This window comes from Spirochaeta thermophila DSM 6192 (genome assembly GCF_000147075.1).
Lineage (GTDB): Bacteria > Spirochaetota > Spirochaetia > Winmispirales > Winmispiraceae > Winmispira > Winmispira thermophila_A.
Map to the genome: position 1 here is coordinate 2,137,127 of NC_014484.1, position 17,158 is coordinate 2,154,284.

General features: G+C 65.0%; 16 protein-coding genes. 9 read left to right on the plus strand and 7 right to left on the minus strand.

Features of this window, described 5'->3' with window-relative positions; genetic code table 11:
- Nucleotides 1-6: 6 nt before the first annotated feature.
- Complete coding sequence (locus tag STHERM_RS09725; RefSeq protein WP_013314720.1) at nt 7-735, plus strand: metallophosphoesterase family protein; 729 nt, start codon at nt 7-9, stop codon at nt 733-735.
- Here the strand turns inward: STHERM_RS09725 and STHERM_RS09730 are convergent.
- The 5 genes from STHERM_RS09730 to yajC form a co-directional block, all read right to left on the minus strand.
- On the minus strand, nt 695-1,333 hold the full coding sequence (locus STHERM_RS09730; RefSeq protein ID WP_013314721.1) for a hypothetical protein: 639 nt from the start codon (nt 1,331-1,333) through the stop codon (nt 695-697). The two genes, STHERM_RS09725 and STHERM_RS09730, sit on opposite strands and share 41 nt — an antisense overlap.
- A gap of 16 nt (nt 1,334-1,349) precedes the next feature.
- On the minus strand, nt 1,350-3,587 hold the full coding sequence (locus STHERM_RS09735) for an amino acid permease (RefSeq protein WP_013314722.1): 2,238 nt from the start codon (nt 3,585-3,587) through the stop codon (nt 1,350-1,352).
- Nucleotides 3,588-3,680: 93 nt separating this feature from the next.
- The gene (secF, locus tag STHERM_RS09740) at nt 3,681-4,748 is read right to left on the minus strand and encodes a protein translocase subunit SecF (protein ID WP_013314723.1); all 1,068 of its coding nucleotides are present in this window, start codon (nt 4,746-4,748) and stop codon (nt 3,681-3,683) included.
- A 2-nt stretch (nt 4,749-4,750) separates the two neighbouring features.
- The gene (gene secD / locus STHERM_RS09745; RefSeq protein ID WP_013314724.1) at nt 4,751-6,469 is read right to left on the minus strand and encodes a protein translocase subunit SecD; all 1,719 of its coding nucleotides are present in this window, start codon (nt 6,467-6,469) and stop codon (nt 4,751-4,753) included.
- 33 nt (nt 6,470-6,502) lie between these two features.
- On the minus strand, nt 6,503-6,859 hold the full coding sequence (yajC, locus tag STHERM_RS09750; RefSeq protein WP_013314725.1) for a preprotein translocase subunit YajC: 357 nt from the start codon (nt 6,857-6,859) through the stop codon (nt 6,503-6,505).
- A 177-nt stretch (nt 6,860-7,036) separates the two neighbouring features.
- On the opposite strand from yajC, the gene STHERM_RS09755 reads away from it, so the two are divergent.
- The 8 genes from STHERM_RS09755 to STHERM_RS09790 all read left to right on the plus strand — a co-directional run bounded on the left by STHERM_RS09755 (nt 7,037) and on the right by STHERM_RS09790 (nt 14,904).
- Nucleotides 7,037-8,200, plus strand: a complete 1,164-nt coding sequence (locus STHERM_RS09755) for a glycosyltransferase (RefSeq protein ID WP_013314726.1) — start codon at nt 7,037-7,039, stop codon at nt 8,198-8,200.
- A 73-nt stretch (nt 8,201-8,273) separates the two neighbouring features.
- Nucleotides 8,274-8,906, plus strand: coding sequence for a TetR/AcrR family transcriptional regulator (locus STHERM_RS09760; protein ID WP_013314727.1), 633 nt, complete (start codon nt 8,274-8,276; stop codon nt 8,904-8,906).
- 3 nt (nt 8,907-8,909) lie between these two features.
- Nucleotides 8,910-10,226: a TolC family protein gene (locus STHERM_RS09765; protein WP_013314728.1), complete on the plus strand. Its 1,317-nt coding sequence runs from the start codon at nt 8,910-8,912 to the stop codon at nt 10,224-10,226.
- A complete protein-coding gene (locus STHERM_RS09770) occupies nt 10,223-11,080 on the plus strand; it encodes an HlyD family secretion protein (protein WP_013314729.1) in 858 nt (285 codons plus the stop codon). The genes STHERM_RS09765 and STHERM_RS09770 overlap by 4 nt, the downstream gene beginning before the upstream one ends.
- Nucleotides 11,077-11,982 carry an ABC transporter ATP-binding protein gene (locus STHERM_RS09775; RefSeq protein ID WP_013314730.1) on the plus strand — a complete coding sequence of 302 codons (906 nt, stop codon included), beginning with the start codon at nt 11,077-11,079 and terminating at the stop codon, nt 11,980-11,982. The genes STHERM_RS09770 and STHERM_RS09775 overlap by 4 nt, the downstream gene beginning before the upstream one ends.
- Entirely contained in the window at nt 11,979-12,728 is a 750-nt protein-coding gene (locus tag STHERM_RS09780; protein ID WP_013314731.1) for an ABC transporter ATP-binding protein, read from the plus strand. The genes STHERM_RS09775 and STHERM_RS09780 overlap by 4 nt, the downstream gene beginning before the upstream one ends.
- Nucleotides 12,725-13,810, plus strand: coding sequence for an ABC transporter permease (locus tag STHERM_RS09785; RefSeq protein ID WP_013314732.1), 1,086 nt, complete (start codon nt 12,725-12,727; stop codon nt 13,808-13,810). Before STHERM_RS09780 ends, STHERM_RS09785 begins: the two co-directional genes overlap by 4 nt.
- Nucleotides 13,807-14,904: an ABC transporter permease gene (locus STHERM_RS09790; protein ID WP_013314733.1), complete on the plus strand. Its 1,098-nt coding sequence runs from the start codon at nt 13,807-13,809 to the stop codon at nt 14,902-14,904. Before STHERM_RS09785 ends, STHERM_RS09790 begins: the two co-directional genes overlap by 4 nt.
- A gap of 2 nt (nt 14,905-14,906) precedes the next feature.
- Here STHERM_RS09790 and STHERM_RS09795 read toward each other — a convergent pair whose 3' ends face one another.
- Together STHERM_RS09795 and STHERM_RS09800 are read right to left on the minus strand one after the other, a co-directional pair.
- Nucleotides 14,907-16,202, minus strand: a complete 1,296-nt coding sequence (locus STHERM_RS09795) for a dihydrolipoamide acetyltransferase family protein (RefSeq protein WP_041623571.1) — start codon at nt 16,200-16,202, stop codon at nt 14,907-14,909.
- Between the two features lie 3 nt (nt 16,203-16,205).
- Nucleotides 16,206-17,135: an alpha-ketoacid dehydrogenase subunit beta gene (locus STHERM_RS09800; RefSeq protein ID WP_013314735.1), complete on the minus strand. Its 930-nt coding sequence runs from the start codon at nt 17,133-17,135 to the stop codon at nt 16,206-16,208.
- Nucleotides 17,136-17,158 lie beyond the last annotated feature (23 nt).

Below are 17,158 nucleotides of genomic sequence, written 5' to 3' on the forward strand. Positions count from 1 at the left end.
GGAATGATGGAACGCCTCACCATCGCCCACGTGAGCGACCCCCACATAAGCCTCACGGAGGAGATGCCGTACGGGGTGGATGTGAAGAAAAACTTCCTCGACGTGCTCGACCACGTCCATGCCACAGGATGCGACCTCATCGTGGTCACTGGAGACCTCTGCTTCAGGGACGCCTCTGCCCAGGTGTACCACTGGGTGAGAGAGGCCCTGGAACGTCCGGGGCACAGGTTCCTCGTGCTCGCGGGCAACCACGACGACTCGCGCCTCCTCGAAGCGGTCTTTCCCCTCACCGCCCCCGACCTCGCGCGCGGCCCCGGCTACTCCTGGTGGATCCGGATCGGGGGATGGGAGATCGGCGGTCTCGACACCTCGGAGGGCCGAATCACGTCTGAGGTGGCCGCCTGGTATCTCACACATCGAGAGCGATCCCCCTCCTCCATCCTCTTCACCCACTACCCGCCCTTCCCCTGCGGCGTACCCCACATGGACAGGAACTACGCCCTCGCCAACCCCCGGGAGGCGATCGGGATCCTCGGTGAAGGCGCCCTCGTCTTCTGCGGGCACTACCACAACGATCGCGTGGTCGTCAGGGAGGGCATCACCGCCTTCCTCACCCCCTCCACGTTCTTCCAGATCGACCCCCACAGCGAGGATCTCGTCGCCGTGCACACCAGAGGCTGGCGGGAGATCATCCTCACTCCAGAAGGGGTCCAGACCACCGTCCACTGGGTGTGATGAACCCGCACACCCGCTCCCTGAACGACCGTCCGTCGCGCGCCGGCACGAGCGCCTCCATCCCCAACACCCGCCCCACCACCCCCTCCGCCCACCGCCGCCGCACCAAGTAGCCCAGCAGGAGGAGCGTATCGACCGCCTCCTCCACCTCCCCCCACCGCCACTCCCTGCACACCCCCTCCCCCAGCGCCCGCACCACCTCCCCCCTCTCCCGCCACCCACGCCATCCCACCGCCTCCCACACCCCTCCCTCCGGCCCCGGCTCCCACTCCCACCCCTCCACCCTCGCCACCCGTCCCCCCACCGTCCCCGCGAGCCCCCTCCCCCCCACCAACACCCACACCTCCTCCCACCGCTCCCCCCTCCCCGGTACCACCCCCGCTCCGAACCCCACACACACGAGCCGCCGCCCACCCCTCCCCACCCGCACCTCCCTCCCGCGCCATCGCACCCCCTCCCGCAGCACCCGCACCTCCACCCCCAGCCGTCGCGCCTCCACCCCGCTCCCACACCGCACCACCCACCCCCCCTCACCCACCCGCTCCCTCACCCACCTCCCACACGACCACACCGGCACCACCCGCACCGTACCCGCCACAAGCCCCCCCCTCGGACTACTCCTCGTCGAACAACGCCACCCGGTAGGCGCTCTTCACGAAGAGCACCGGCGGAAGCTCGTCGAACCGGGCGATCTGCCGGTCGAACTCCCTCCGGTCGAGCGAGAAGACCCTCGCGAGCCCCGAAGCCCGCTGGCCCGGCATCCCCATGAGCACGAGAGAGGCATCCCTCGAGTGCTCCTCCACCACCTCGTCGAACGGCCGCTCGTCCGGATCGAGCAGCAGCACCTCCCCCTCCAGCCGCGCCGCCTGAAGCAAGGCCCGCAACTCGGCCTCCTCCCTCACCCGTTCCATCCGCTCCCCGAGCACCCGTATGAGACGGATCCGCTTCCGGGGGAGCCCCCTCTCTGCATCCGTCTCCCGTATGATGTAGGCGAGCAGCGCCATCAGGTTGCCGTTCTCCTGCCCCTTCCACCACACATCGATCCTCTCGTCCTCCTCTCCCCTCGGCACCCCATGCTTGTAGAGGAGCACGTGTCGTCCCTCGCCCGCGAGCTCCTCGACCAGTTCGATGAGGTTGAGGCGCCTGTCGAGCGGCAGGAGCACGGTATTGAGCACGAGCCCCCCGGGCACCGCGGCCAATGCCGCCCCCCGTATGAGGGCCGAAAAGGGATCCTTCCGCTGAAAGATCACCGCCGTATCCCCGCCGGAGTCGATCTCCCCCTCGAAATCGTCCGGACCGAGGAGGTTGAAGACCGAAAGGCCCTTGAACGCCGTGATCATCGAGGCCACCCGCACCCCCTGCTCGATCTGCTCGGGCCTGTCGGCGAAGGCGAACACCCCCATGACCGGCCGCCAGTTCTTGGTCCCCTGGATGATCCTGCGCATACGACCGAAGGCCCACTGGAGCACCGAGAAGATGAGCCCCCACCACACCCCCTCGAGCCGACCACCCGCCCGATACTTGAGGAGCAGCCAGAAGAGGAGGAGCTGTGACGCCAGGACCCCCAGGCCCACCCACACGTTGAAGAGACCGATCACCGCGAGCGAGAGCAAAGCCCCGTAGAGGGAGATCGCCCAGTGACCCCTGAACGTGGGCCTGAAGCTCGGATTCCCGCTCATCCGCTCGAAGAAGGCCGCCACATTGATCCAGCCATACACCACCAGGAAGCAGATACCAACCACCGTGGAGACAAAGGTGATATCGCCCGACCACACCGTCCCGAGCACGATGAGGAACGTCAGCACCGAAGCCCAGCGGGGCTCCGTCCCCCCCTTCACGAAATCCTTTCTCACGAACGAGAGGAAGCCCGGGAGGATCCCGTCCTCGGCGAGGGTCTTGAGGGTCCTGGGCGCGGTGAGAAAGTAGGCGAGAGCCGACGAACCCGTGGCGAAGAGGATACCCAGGAGCACCAGGAACGAGACGGCAGGCAGGTTGCGACCGAAAAGCGACACGAGAGAAGGCACCTCCCCCCGCTCACCCGGCAGGAGGAGATTTGGGTCCATGAGGCTGTAGACGTACGTCACCCCCAGATACCCCAGGAGCGTCACCCCTATCGCGAGGAACGTCCCCATGGGGAGGGAACGCCGCGCATCCTTGAGCTCCCCGCTCATCCCCACCCCGGCATCGATCCCGGTCACCGCGGGGAAGAACGCGGCGAACGCGACCCAGAACCCGAACATCCCCGGAACCCCCTCCAGGTTCGGCGTATAGGTGAAGAGCCCCCCCTCGCCGGTCGAGGCCCCGAAGAGGGGCGAGAGGAGGATCGATCCCACCGAAGCGGTGAGGACGAAGAAGATCACCATCTGGATCCTCGAGGTGAAATCCGCCCCTATGAGGGCGCTGATGAACCCCACCACCGCGAGGATCGACGCGAGCACCTGCTTCTGCCGGAGCACAGAGAGCCCCAAGGAGGCCGCGAGTCCCTCGTATCCGGGCAGGTTCGAGAGCAGCCCCTGGAGCGGTTCGGCGAACCCTATCACGTAGAACCCTATGGAAACCGACTGGGCGAGAAAGAGCTGAATCCCTATGGATCCCCCGAACGCACGGCCGAACGACCGGCGGGCGAGGGCGTACATCCCACCCGACCCCACGTGGCGCAGATTGGTCACGCAGTCCGAGAGGGAAAAGGCCGTGGCAATCGTCACCGTGTTTGAGAGGAGCACGATGAACGCCATCCTCCAGAATCCCACGGCTCCGGTGAGCATGGGAAGGACCAGGAAGAGCACGGTGCCGAAGATCGCCTCGTACGAGGGGATGAACACCCCCCGGAATGTACCGAACTTCTTCTGCATCCCACACCTCCGAGCCGAGTATAGTGCCCCCGCGTCTCCACACACAAGAGGGCCGCCCCCTGGGGGCGGCCCTCGACATCCTCTCAGTATACCCTATCTCTTCTTCTTGCGCTTGCTCCGGGGGAGTCTACGGCGCCCCTGGACGATCTGGACCCCGCCTCCCTCACCCTTCTCCTCCGGCTCTCCTCCTCCAGTCTCCTCGGCGGGAGGCCCCGTCTCCTCCTTCACGGAGAGGACCTGCTGCCGCTGTTCCTTCATCTCCTCCTCTTCCCTGTGCCGTGCGTTCCTGATCCACATCATCACCGGGGAGGCGATGAAGATCGAGGAATACGTACCCACCAGGATACCCACGATGAGGTTGAAGGCGAAGAGCTTGATGTCGCCCGTGGTGAAGATGTAGATCGCGAGCACCGCGAGCAGGGTGGTGAGCGAGGTGATGAGGGTACGGCTCAGGGTCTGGGTGATGGAGCCATCCACGATCTCCCTGAAAGGCCTCTCCTTGAGGAGTTGCGTGTTCTCCCTGATACGATCGAAGACCACGATGGTGTCGTTGATGGAGTACCCCACGATGGTGAGGATGGCCGCGATGGTGGCTGTGCTCACCTCGAGCTGGAAGGCCCCGATCACCCCAAGGAGTACGAACACATCGTGAAAAAGGGCCGTGATGGCACCCACCGCATAGGCCAACTGGAACCTAAACCAGATGTACACCAACATGAAGAAGATCGCCACCAGCACCAGGAGGAAGGATTGCGAGGCGATGCTCTCGGAGAAGCGCGGTCCGATGTACTGGGAGGAACGCTCCTCCACGTTCCCCTCACCGAACGCCGCTGAGAGGGCCGACAGGATGGCCGTACGCGTGGTCTCCCTAAAGTTCTCGGCCCCCTCCTCCTCCTTCACCTTGATGAGAAACTCCTGCGCCTCGGGATCTCCTATGGTCTGTACCTGCACCCCCGGAATCCCGGCGAGCGCCCGGCGCACATCCTCTATCGACGCCGACACCGACGGGGCTACCGCCACCCGTTCGGTGAGTCCTGCCCGGAAATCGATCCCCAGGTTGAAACCACCCTGGAAGAACGTGGCCACCCCGCCGGCGACGATCACCAGGAGAGAGAGCGTGATGGCAAGGGCACGATATCGGGTAAAGCGTATGACTTTCATCACTACAGCCTCCAGCTGATACTGAGCTTCTTCACCTTACGCTGGTCCACCAGGTAGTCGAAGATGAGCCGCGAGACCACCAGGGCCGTGAACATGGAGCTCACGATACCTATCGCCAGGGTCACCGCAAATCCCTGGATGGGCCCCCGCCCCACCTGGGAGAGGAAGATGGCCGCGATGAAGGTCGTGACGTTCGCGTCCACGATGGTCCAGAAGGCCTTGGAGAATCCCGCCTTCACCGCGCTCGCCGGGGTCTTTCCGAGCCGGAGCTCCTCCTTGATACGCTCGTAGATGATCACGTTGGCGTCCACCGCCATACCCACGGTGAGGATGACCCCCGCGATGCTCGTGAGGGTGAGAGTGAAGTTGAAGACCGAGAGCAGGGCGGTCATGAAGAAGAGATTGAGGAGGAGGGCGATGTCGGCGACGATCCCCGCCCCCTTGTAGTAGAGGATCATGAAGAGCACCACCAGGGCGAAGCCGAGCACGATGGCCTGCACCCCCCTGCGGATGGAGTCTTCACCAAGGGAGGCGCCCACCGCCTCGTAGTCCTCTATCACGAGGTCCACGGGAAGGGCCGCGGTCCTGAGTATGAGGGAGATGTTCTGCGCCTCCTCGGTGGAGAAGCCGGTGATCTGTACGTTGCCCCTGATGGGCTCCTGGATGGTCGCGTAGGCCTTCACCTTGTCGTCGAGCACGATGGCGAGGCTCCTGTCCACGTTGGCGCTCGTGAGCTTGTAGAAGATGTCGCTCCCCTCGCTGTTGAGGGAGAAGAGGACCACGGGTTTTCCCGTGAGCGGATCACGCGAGACCTGGGCGCTCGTGAGGTACGTGCCGTCCAGGCCCACCTCCTCGTAGATGGCGATGGAGCGCACCAGCTTGTCCACCCCGTACTTGTCCTTGGTATAGTAGCCTGCGATCTTAGTACCCGCCGGCACGAAGTCCACCCGCTCGGCGAGGATCGCAGGATCGGTGATACCCGTCTGCCGCTGATATTCGATGAGCTTCTGCGTGGTCTCGTCGTCCACGATGTGGAAGGTGAGTCGCCCTTTCCCCATGAGGAAGGAGTTCACCCGCGTGGGATCGGGATCTCCGGGAATCTCGATGAGGATCTTGTTCCCCTCGAGCTTGCGGATCTGGGGCTCGGTGACACCGAAGCGATCGATGCGGTTGTTGAGCACCTCGAGGGCCCTGTCCACCGCATCCCGTCTCTCGACATCCGTGGGCTCGTGACCCAGCCGCTCGGCCAGGGACGAGAAATCCGGGGCGAGCGTGACCGTGAGCCCCCCGGAGAGGTCGAGGCCGAGCTGGAGCGTCCTGTTCCTCAGCTCCTTGAGCGAGATGATACGGGCCCTGAAGTAGTCCTCGATGGTCTCGAGGGCTTCCTTCTCATCCACGAAACTCGAGAGCACGGCCTGGTAGGTCCACGTGCCGGGAAGGGACTCCTTCGCGATGCGATAGTTCCGCTTCGCATAGGGGACGAGAAACGAGAGATCCTCCGGGAGCTCGGCATCCGGATTCTCGCGCACCCCTTGTTTGAGGCGCTCGAGGACCTCCAGCGCCTTCGTCTGGCTGTAGCGCCGCACTTCCTCCACGGACGCCTGGGCGACCGTCTTCTCCTCCTCGGGGACGAAGAAGTACCACTTGACGGTGGGGTAGATGAACACCCCGGCGATGACCATAAAGAAGAGCACAAGCAGCAGTCGGGCTCTCTTACTCATAGCGAACACTCCACTCGATGGGATTTTGCAGCGTTACTTGTCGGACACCGGCTTGAGGCTTCGTTCCTTCTTGCGGGCGATGGCCGATTTCTCCATGAGGAGGGTGGTGTGGTCGTCCACCTTGATCACCACGGAATCCTCCTTCACGGACTGCACCACACCGTGGATGCCTCCGATGGTCACCACCTCGTCCCCCTTGTCGAGAGAGGCGAGCATCTGCTGCACCTCTTTCTGCCGCTTGTTCTGCGGCCTGATGATGAGAAAATAAAAGATGAGGAAGATGAGACCGAAGGTGATGAGCGTCACCATCATCTGTCCGGAGGTACTCGCCCCTTGCGCACCCTCGGGTGCGGCGGCCAGGAGCGGGAAAAGAGCTGCACTGTATGCCATAAATACTTCCCTTCTCTGGAGAATATGGTGCACACAAGCTACCACGCAGGTGAAAAGAAGTCAAGCTTGGACTATATCCCGTCTTTGCAGAAGATTACACGGAGGTGGACTATTATGCGTTTCCATGTGATAATCGATTCCCCGATCAAGGCCCATCGATGAGGAGTGAGACCCGATATGAACATCGCCTTTTTCATGGACTGTTTCCCCCCGATGAAGAACGGGGTGGTCACCGTGGTACTCCAGGCCAGGGATGCCCTCGTACGCCGGGGACACCACGTGGTGATCGTCTCCGTGGACACGAGTCACCATCCGTACACCGGTCATGAGGACTTCCTCCTCTTCCCGCAGATCTCCCTCGACTTCGGTTCCAAGCAGGGCTACGGCTACGCCCTCACGAGGAAGAAACGTGTGATAGAGTTCCTCAAGAGCCACCGGATCGAGATCGTGCACAGCCACACCGAGTTCGCCACGGGATTCGCCGCGGGCAAGGCCGCCCGCGCCCTGGGGATCCCCCGGGTGTGTACCGCCCACACCATGTGGGAGGACTACGCCCACTACTTCCCCCTCCTCAAGATGAAGCCCGTGGTGAGGACCTACTTCAGGCGGTACCTCAAGGGGGCCTCGCTCCTCATCGCCCCCTCGCCAAAATCGGCCCTCTACTTCCGGGAGATCACCCCTTGGATGGAGACAGTGGTGGTACCCAACGGCATCGACATCCAGCGGTTCAAGGACAACATCCGGGAAGAGGTGGTGAGGGAGATCAGGGAACGGTACCGCCTCTCTCCCGGTCACCGTGTGGTGCTCTTCGTGGGCCGGATGGGACCCGAGAAGCGCATCGAGGAGCTCTACGAGGCGATGAAGCCCCTCCTCCGCAGGAGAGAGGAGGTGCGGCTCGTGTATGTGGGCGACGGCCCCGGGTTCGACCCGCTCGCGCAAAGGGTGAAGGCGGAGGGCATGGAGGATCGGGTGATCCTCACCGGGTTCGTGGACTGGGAGAAGATCGCCGCCTTCTACTCCATCGCGGAGGTCTTCGTCTCGGCATCGCTCAGCGAAGTGCACCCCATCACCACCCTCGAGGCCGCGGCGGCAGGCCTGCCCCTGGTCTGCAGGCGCGACGTGAGCTACGAAGGGGTGGTACGCGAGGGAGAGAACGGGTTCCAGGTGGACGAGGACGCGGACCTTGCGGAGAAGGTCGCCCTCCTCCTCGAGGACACGGCGCTGCGGGACCGGATGGCCGCTGCATCCCGCAGCGTGGCGGACGAGTACTCCATAGACCGACACGCCGAGCGCCTCCTGGAGGTGTACACCCGGGTACTGACCGACCACCGGAAGGGATGATCGCATGCCCCCTTGACGGGGGGCCTTTTTTGACGCATGGTTTAACCATAGAGTTAAACCATAGAGATAACAGATGCGAGACGTGGATATCAGTACCGAGGAACGCATACGGAAGGCCGCCTTCGAGGTCTTCAGCGAGAAAGGCAAGGCCGGCACGACCATAAAGGAGATCGCCCGGCGTGCCGGCGTGAACAAGGCCCTGGTGCACTACTACTTCAGAACCAAGGACAGGCTCTACGAGACCATCGCCGAGGAGATGGCCCGACTCGCCCTCAGGCTGGTCTTCCGGCCCGGGGACGAGGACCTCTCACTCGAAGAGCTCCTCCCGGTCCTCATCAAGCGGCACATCGAGACCATGCGGGCACATCCGCAGCTCTTCAGGTTCCTCATCGGCGAACTCGCCTCCAACAGGGCCGAATTCCTCGCCATCTTCGCCCGTCAGCTCACACTGGGGGACCGGCACGTGTGGAGCTACTTCCTCGAGAAGATCGAGGAGGCCCGCAAAGAGGGGCGCATCAAAGAGGTGGATCCTCTCCAGCTCATCCTCGATGTCCTCTCCCTCAACATATTCCCCCTCCTCGTCGCCCCCGCGCTCCTCCCGCTTATCGCAGAGAGGTCGGACCTTACGTTCGACCTCGAGCAGGTCCTCGAAGAACGGGCCGAGCACGTCGCCCGTCTCCTCTGGGACGCCATCAAGAAGGAGTAGACCATGAAACCAGTTGCCCGCCTCATCCCCCTCCTCCTCACCACCCTCCTCCACGCCCACACCCTGGACCTCCCCACTCTCCTCTCCCTCGCCCTCACCCACGACCCCCTCCTCCACGCCCTCTCCGCCGAGGCCTCCGCCGCCGACGCATCCCGCCGCCAGGCCCTCGCATCCCTCCTCCCCTCGCTCGGCATCTCCGCCTCCACCGCCTTCCAGTCCGACGTCCCCCACGCCACCCTCACCCTCCCCCCACCCCTCGGCTCCCTCGACATCGAACTGGGCGAGACCACCACCTACCAAGCCGGTCTCCTCGCCACCTGGGAGTGGCAGCTCGGTATGGAAGGCCCCTCACGCCTCGAAGCCGCCTCCCAGACCCTCACCGCCGCCCGACTCCACATCGCCGCCCGGGAACAGGAGCTCACCCGCACCATCCTCACCCTCGCCTTCCGGTACCAGCTCTCCCTCGCCTCCACCCAGTCCCTCCAAGCCGCCCTCGCCCGACTTAAGGCCCACCACGAACGCCTCGCCGCACTCAAGGCCGGAGGTCTCGCCTCGGAAAAGGACGAACTCGACCTGCGTATCCAGCTCACCCAGACCGCCGCCCGCATCGAGGCATCCGAGGCCGACTCCCGTCTCATCCTCCGGGAACTCGCCCTCCGCTGTGGACTCGACCGCCTCGACGGCCTCACCCTTCCCCAGCAACTCCTCGCCGTCCTCCCCCCCTCCAGCCTCGAATCCCTCCGCGACCGCCTCCCCACCCTCCCCGCCGCCCTCACGGCCCGCACCCAGACACTTATCCGGGAAGCCCTCCTCAACGCCGCACAGGCCTCGTGGTGGCCGAGCCTCCAGATCCAGGCAGGCGCCACCCTCCAGTACCCCGGGCTCTCTCTCACCGAGGACGAAGCCGACATCCTCTTCACCGGGCGCATCGGCCTCACCTGGCCCCTCTTCACCTCCGGAGCCCGCACCGCGCGGATCGACGAACAGAAGGCCCGCCTCGAGGCAGCCCGCGCTACCTACACCCAGACCCTGGAGGACCTCACCCTCGCCTTCGACCGGCTCCTCGAGGAGGCACACACCCGCTACACCACCTACGAGGCGGCCCGTGACGTCCTGACGCTCGAACAGCGACGACACGCCATCGTCCAGGAGGAGTGGCGCCAGGGCCAGACACCCCTCGCCGCGCTCCTCGAGGCCGAGCAACGGCTCCGCGAAGCCGAACTCGGAGTCCAACAGGCACGCTACGCCTACCTCCTCGCCTACCACCAGACCCGCCTCTTCGCCGGATCACCACTCTTGCCACAGGAGGAGACCCCATGAGACGACTCATCATCCCCCTCACCCTGCTTCTCGCCGCCTGCAGCGCGGACCAGCACTGGTACACCGGCATCGTGGAGGGCACCCAGTACCTCCTCTCCAGCCCCATCGCCGAACGACTCGTCGCCCTCGAGGTCCACGAAGGCGACCAGGTAGAGACAGACCAGATCCTCGCCCGACTCGATCAGGCCGCCCTTGACCTCAAGATCGCCGCACTCCAGGCCCAACTCGAACAGCTCACCTACCAGGCCGAGGAGCTCGAAGCCCGCATCCGACAGGCACAAGAGATGCGGGACTACCTGCGTACCACCTACGAACGCAACAAGACCCTGCTCGAGGCACAGGCAGTCTCACCCCAGACCGTGGACGAACTCGCCTCGCGCCTCTCCAACCAGGAGGCAGAGCTCGCCGCACTCCAGGCCCGGCGAAAGGCTCTGGGCGCACAGAGGAAGGCCCTCCGGGCAGAGCTCGAAGGCCTCCAGCTCCAGCGCACGCGCACCCTCATCACCGCCCCCAGCTCGGGGATCGTGGAAGAAGTCTTCTATGACGTGGGGGAGATGGTCCCGGCCTTCTCTCCCGTGGTGGAGGTGGCGGATCTCGCCCACGTCTCCACCACCGTCTACGTGGAAGAGCGGACCCTCGCCCTGATACGGCCCGGAGATGAGGTGCGCGTCCGCACCGCCCTGGACGAGCGCACGGGCACGGTCGTCAAGCTCCCCACCAGGGCGGAGTTCTCCCCCAAGGAGGTCCGCACCCCCGAGACCCGGGAGGCCCTGGTCTACGCGGTGAAGGTGGCCATCCCCAACGAGGACCTCGTCCTCAAGATAGGCATGCCGGTGGAGGTCTCGTTCCAATGACCATCGTACACGTAGAAGGCCTCAGACGCACCTATCAGGGCAGGCCTGCGGTGGACGGGATCACCTTCTCGGTGGACGAAGGCCGCATCGTGGGGCTTATAGGCCCGGATGGTGCGGGCAAGACCACCACCATGCGCCTCATCCTCGGCCTCGACCACCCAGAAGAGGGTATCATCCAGCTCCCCGACGAAGACCACTCTCACTGGATCAAGCGCCATGTGGGCTACATGCCCGAACGCTTCTCCCTCTACGAAGACCTCACGGTGGAGGAAAACCTCTGGTTCTTCGCCACGGTCCACGGCCTCTCCGAGGCACACTTCAAAGAGAAGGCCGCATGGCTCTACCGCTTCAGCAGGCTCGCACCATTCAGGACGCGGAGGGCCGGTGCCCTCTCGGGCGGGATGAAGCAGAAACTCGCCCTCTCGTGTGCCCTCCTCCATAACCCCCGCCTCCTCATCCTCGACGAACCCACCACCGGCGTGGATCCGCTCTCCCGGAAGGAGTTCTGGGATATGCTCGACGCCCTCCGGAGAGAGGGGATGGGCATCCTCATCTCCACCCCCAACCTCGGCGAGGCCGAACACTGCGACACCGTGCTCTTCCTCCATGAGGGCAAGATCGTGCTCCAGGGCTCCCCCCAACAGCTCAGCAGGAGGCTGGAGGGCCGCCTCTTCCGGATCGAGACCGAGGCCGACCCCCGGGCACTCCGGGAGGAGGTGCGCAGGACGGCCCCCCACATCCCATGCTACCTCGGACCCGACGGGATCCGCATCACAGGCACCCGTGAGGAACTCGCCCCCCTCCTCTCGGCCAGCTACCACCTCGAAGGCCCGCTCCCCCCCAGGCTGGAGGACGCCTTCCTCTCCACCTTCCTCGGCATAAGCGACCGGGAGGCGGTATGACCGGACGGGACCAGTCCACCTCACCCATGATCGAAGTGGAAGGACTCGTGAGACGTTTCGGCAGCTTCACCGCGGTGAATCGCATCTCGTTTTCGGTAGCCAGGGGAGAGGTCTTCGGCCTCCTCGGTGCCAACGGGGCGGGGAAGACCACCACCATACGGATGATCTGCGGCCTCCTGCCCCCCACTGCCGGCCGCATCTTCGTCGACGGCATACCCGTACACCGCCAGCCCAGGCTCGCCCGCACCCGCATCGGCTACCTCTCCCAGCGATTCTCCCTCTACGAGGACCTCTCTCCCGAGGAAAACGTCCGGTTCTTCTCGGCCCTCTACCGGGTAGAGGACACACGTACAGCGCACTACCTCGCACGGCTCTCCTCATGGCTCGGGGAGGGGGCTCGCCGTCCGGTACGCACCCTCCCTCTGGGGTTCAGACAGCGCGTCGGCCTCATGTGCGCACTCCTCCACGACCCGCCCCTCCTCATCCTCGACGAACCCACCTCGGGGGTCGATCCCGTCGGACGGCAGGAGTTCTGGGAGGAGATCTACCGCCAGAGCTCGAAAGGAAAGACCATCCTGGTGACCACCCACTACATGGAAGAGGCCGAATACTGCCACAGGGTAGCGATCATGCACCAGGGGAAGGTCCTCGTCGAAGGACCGCCGCAGGAGATCATGGCCAGCTCAGGCACCCGCACCCTTCAGGAGGCCTTCATCCACCTCGTCTCGTCAGGAGGAACACCATGAGACTCTGGGCCCTCCTCCGCAAAGAATGGTGGCACCTCTCGCGTGACTACCGCACGCTCCTCGTACTCTTCATCCTCCCTCTCCTCCAGCTCATCCTCCTCGGGTATGCCATGGAAACGGAACCGAAACAGATCCTCCTCGTGATCCACGACTTCGATCGGACATTCCTCACCCGGGCCCTCGTGGACCGTCTCTCGGGCACCCCGCTCTTCGTCGTGAAACGCTCCGAGCTCCCTGCCTCGGAGATCTTCGCACGGAGGGAAGCGGAGGCCGTGCTCACCCTCCTTCCCGGTACTACCCGGAGCCTCATCCGGGGAGGCGGGGTCCTGCCACACCTCGCAGTGGACGCCTCTGATCCGCAGCGGGCGCAGACCGTGGCCGCCTACATCCTCCACGCCCTCTCCTCGTCCCTCCCATCCCTCCCCTCCCCCGTGGCCGCCACCCCTATCTTCCTCTACAACCCCACGCGGGAGAGCGCCTTCTTCTTCGTACCCGGGATCACGGCCCTCCTCATTCTCATGGCCTCCGCCCTGCTCTCCAGCCTCACCATCACAAGGGAAAAGGAGTCGGGAACCTTCACCCTCCTCAGGCTCTCCCGACTCTCGGCCGTCGACGTCGTGGGAGGCAAGCTCATACCCTACTTCATCCTCGCGGGACTCCTCTCCCTCGTGGTCCTGGTTGCGGGCATGCTCCTCTTCGGTGTGCCGCTCAAGGGGAACGCGCTCCTCCTCGTGGGAGTGCTCCTCCTCTACACCCTCACCGGGATCAGCATGGGTATCCTGATCTCGAGCGTGGCCCCCACCCAGCAGTCGGCCATGCTCGCCTCCCTTCTCATCACCCTCTTCCCCACCCTCCTCCTCTCGGGTTTCATCTTCCCCCTCGAGTCCATGCCCCTGGTCCTGAGGGTGATAGGTCACGCCCTGCCCGCCACCTACTTCCTCCAGTGCCTGCGAGGCATCATGCTCAAGGGGAACACCGTATCCCAGCTCATACCCCAGCTCTCGGCTCTGGGAGGATTCACCTTGTTCTTTCTCCTGGTGGGCACGGTGCGCGCCAAAACACTCATGGAGCTCTCGCCATGAAACGACTCCTCGCCTTTCTCAGGAAGGAATTCCTCCTCCTCAAGGCCGATCCGCTCCTTCCCCGTCTCATGATCGCAGCCCCGATCCTCCAGCTCCTGGTGCTCGGGTACGCCCTCACCTTCGAGACTGCGCACGTGAAGACCGCGATCCTCGATCTGGACCGATCTCCGGCCTCCCGTGCCCTTGAAGCCGCCCTCGAGGCGAGCGACAGGTTCGACCTTGCAGCCCGCGCCACATCCCTCGATGAGCTCGAGGAACTCATAGAGGAGTGGGAGGTGAAGCTGGGGATCTACATCCCCCCGGACTTCTCCCGAGACCTCCAACGGGGACAGGCCCGGGTCCTCTGCCTCCTCGACGCCGTGGACGGCACCCAGGCCTTCACGGCCTACACCTACTTCGAGGCCCTGGCGGCACAGACGTTCCCGCAGGTCGGCACCCGGCCCGTGGTCCGTGAGGGAACCGCCACGGTCCACTACTGGTACAACCCGCTCCTCAAGAGCCAGGTGTACATGATCCCGGGGCTCGTGATCCTCATCGTCACCATGGTCTCGCTCCTCCTCGGCGCGCTCTCCCTCGTGAGGGAGAAGGAACAGGGCACGCTCGACCAGCTCCTGGTGAGCCCCCTCTCCCCGCTCCAGATCCTCACGGGCACGCTCTTCCCCTTCCTCCTCTACTCCCTCGTCGAGCTCTCCCTCGCCATGACCGCGGCGTGGGCCATCTTCGGCACCCTCCCGCGAGGGGGCATCCTCCCCCTCTTCCTCGTGGTCACTCTCTACCTCTTCACCACCCTGGGGCTCGCCCTCCTCATCTCCACGATCTCCCACACCCAGACACAGGCCCTCTTCTTCGCCTGGTTCGCCATGGTGGTCCTCATCCTCCTGAGCGGGTTCCTCATCCCCGTGGCGAACATGCCGCAGTGGCTCAAGACCCTCACCCTCCTCAACCCCCTGCGGTACATGATGACCGTGGTGCGGGAGCTCTACATAAAAGGAGCACCCCTCTCCGCGCTCTGGAGAGAGGTGCTCGCACTCGGAGGGCTCGGCATCCTCGTCATGGGCGTCGCAGCAGCCCGCTTCGGACGAAGCGGCGCCTGAGCCTACACCAGGGCACGCCCAGGCTCCTCCACGTACCTCGCGAGCCCGGCCATGAAGGCAGCCCCCACTGCGCCGTCTATGGTCCTGTGGTCGCAGGAGAGGGTGAGGCGCACCACGCGCGCCGGCACCACGCCTCCTCCCTCCCACACAGGTTCGGTGGTCACCGCCCCCACGGCGAGTATGGCCGAGGCCGGAGGATTGATGATGGCCGTGAACTCCGTGATCCCATACGACCCCAGGTTGCTGATGGTGAAGCCCGCTCCGGTGTACTCCTCAGGGGAGAGTCCCCCCTCACGGGCCCTAGCGATGAGGTCCTTGAGCTCCCGATCGATCTCCTCCACGGTCTTGTACTCGCACGAGCGGACCACGGGGGTGATGAGGCCGCCGGGGAGCGCCACGGCGAGCCCTATGTCCACGGTATCGAAGTAGCGGATGGCCTCACCCTCCCATGAGGAGAGGATCTGCGGATGCCGCACGAGGGCCTCGGCAGCGAGCTTCATGAGGAAGGCGTTGAAGGAGAGCCGCTCCTGCCGGCCTTCGTTCACCTGCTCCCGCAGGGTAAGGAGTCTGTCGGCGCGGACCTTCACCGTGAGGGTGAAGTGGGGGGCGGTGCGCTTCGACTCGGAGAGCCGCCGCGCGATGGCCGCCCGCATGGGCGTCACGGGCTCCCGCCCGCCCGCAAGCCGCCGCGGCCCACCTGAGGCCGCGGGGGAAGCGGCGGGTCCGGCCTTCGCGGCCTCCTCCACGTCACGCACCGTCACCCTGCCGCCCGGTCCGGAGCCGCGCACCAGCCGCAGGTCCACCCCCAGTTCCCTCGCCCGCTTCCGCGCGAGCGGACTCGCCTTCACCCTCCCTGCAGGAGGAGGCACCTCCAGCGCCGCCCTTCCCCGGAGGTCCTCCACCCCCCCTCCCGCCACGCGCCCCTGCGCCCCCTGCGGCCCGGGCTCCTCCTTCGGGGAAGGCGCCTCCACCGCAGGCGGCCGGTCGGGCTCCGACCCGGCCTTCGGCGTCTCCTCAGCCGCCGCGCTGATCTCGGAGAGGAGCGAGGAGATATCCTCCCCCTCCTCCCCGAGCACCGCGATCACCTCACCCACCCGGGCCTTCTCCCCTTCCTTCTTGAGGATCTCCAGGAGCACGCCACTCTGGGTGGACTCGTAGTCCATCGTGGCCTTGTCCGTCTCCACCTCGCAGAGCACGTCCCCGCTCTCCACCCTCTCGCCCTTCTTCTTGTGCCAGGCGACGATCGTCCCCTCCTCCATCGTGGGAGAGAGGGCTATCATGAGCACCTTTTCCGCCATAGTCTACTCCAGATAGAGCACCCTGGAGACCGCCGCCACCACCTTCTCCACGGAAGACTGCACCGCGAGCTCCAGCGTGTGGTTGTAGGGCATGGGGACGTCCTCGGACGTCACGATCTCCACCTGGGCGTCCAGGTCGTCGAAACAGGCCTTGCCGACGGCCCAGGCCACGAACGAGGCAGGACCGCACATGGGCCAGGCCTCGTCCACCACCACGGCCCGGTGGGTCTTGCGCACCGAGGAGAAGATCGTCTCGGTATCGAGCGGCCTGAGCGACCTGAGGTCCACCACCTCCACATCCACCCCCCGCTCCTCGAGGACCTTCGCCGCCTCCATCACCACCTTGAGCGGTTTGGAGTAGGTGATCACCGAGACATCCTTCCCCGGCCGCTTGATATCGGCCTTCCCGATGGGGACGAGGTACTCCTCCTCGGGCACCTCCCCCTCCCAGGCGTACATCAGCTCCGCCTCGAGCATCACCACCGGGTCGTCGTCCCTTATGGCCGACTTGAGGAGCCCCTTCGCATCATAGGGCGTGGCCGGCGCCACCACCTTGAGGCCCGGCACATGCATCCAGAAGGCCGCGAGCGACTGGGAGTGCTGGGACGAGAGATACTCCGCAGGCCCGTTGGGACCCCTGAAGACGATCGGCACCTTGAGCTGACCGCCCGACATGTGACGCATCTTGGCCGCATTGTTGATCACCTGGTCCATCGCCAGGATGGCGAAGTTGTGGGTCATCCACTCCACCACCGGCCTGAGCCCTGCGATCGCCGCCCCTATCCCTATCCCCGTGAACCCCAGCTCCGATATGGGGGTGTCGATCACCCGTTTCGGCCCGTACTTGACGAGCAGCCCCCTGCTCACCTTGTAGGCCCCGTCGTACTCCCCCACCTCCTCACCCATGAGGAACACCCGTTCGTCCCTCGCCATCTCCTCCTCGAGGGCCCGGTTGA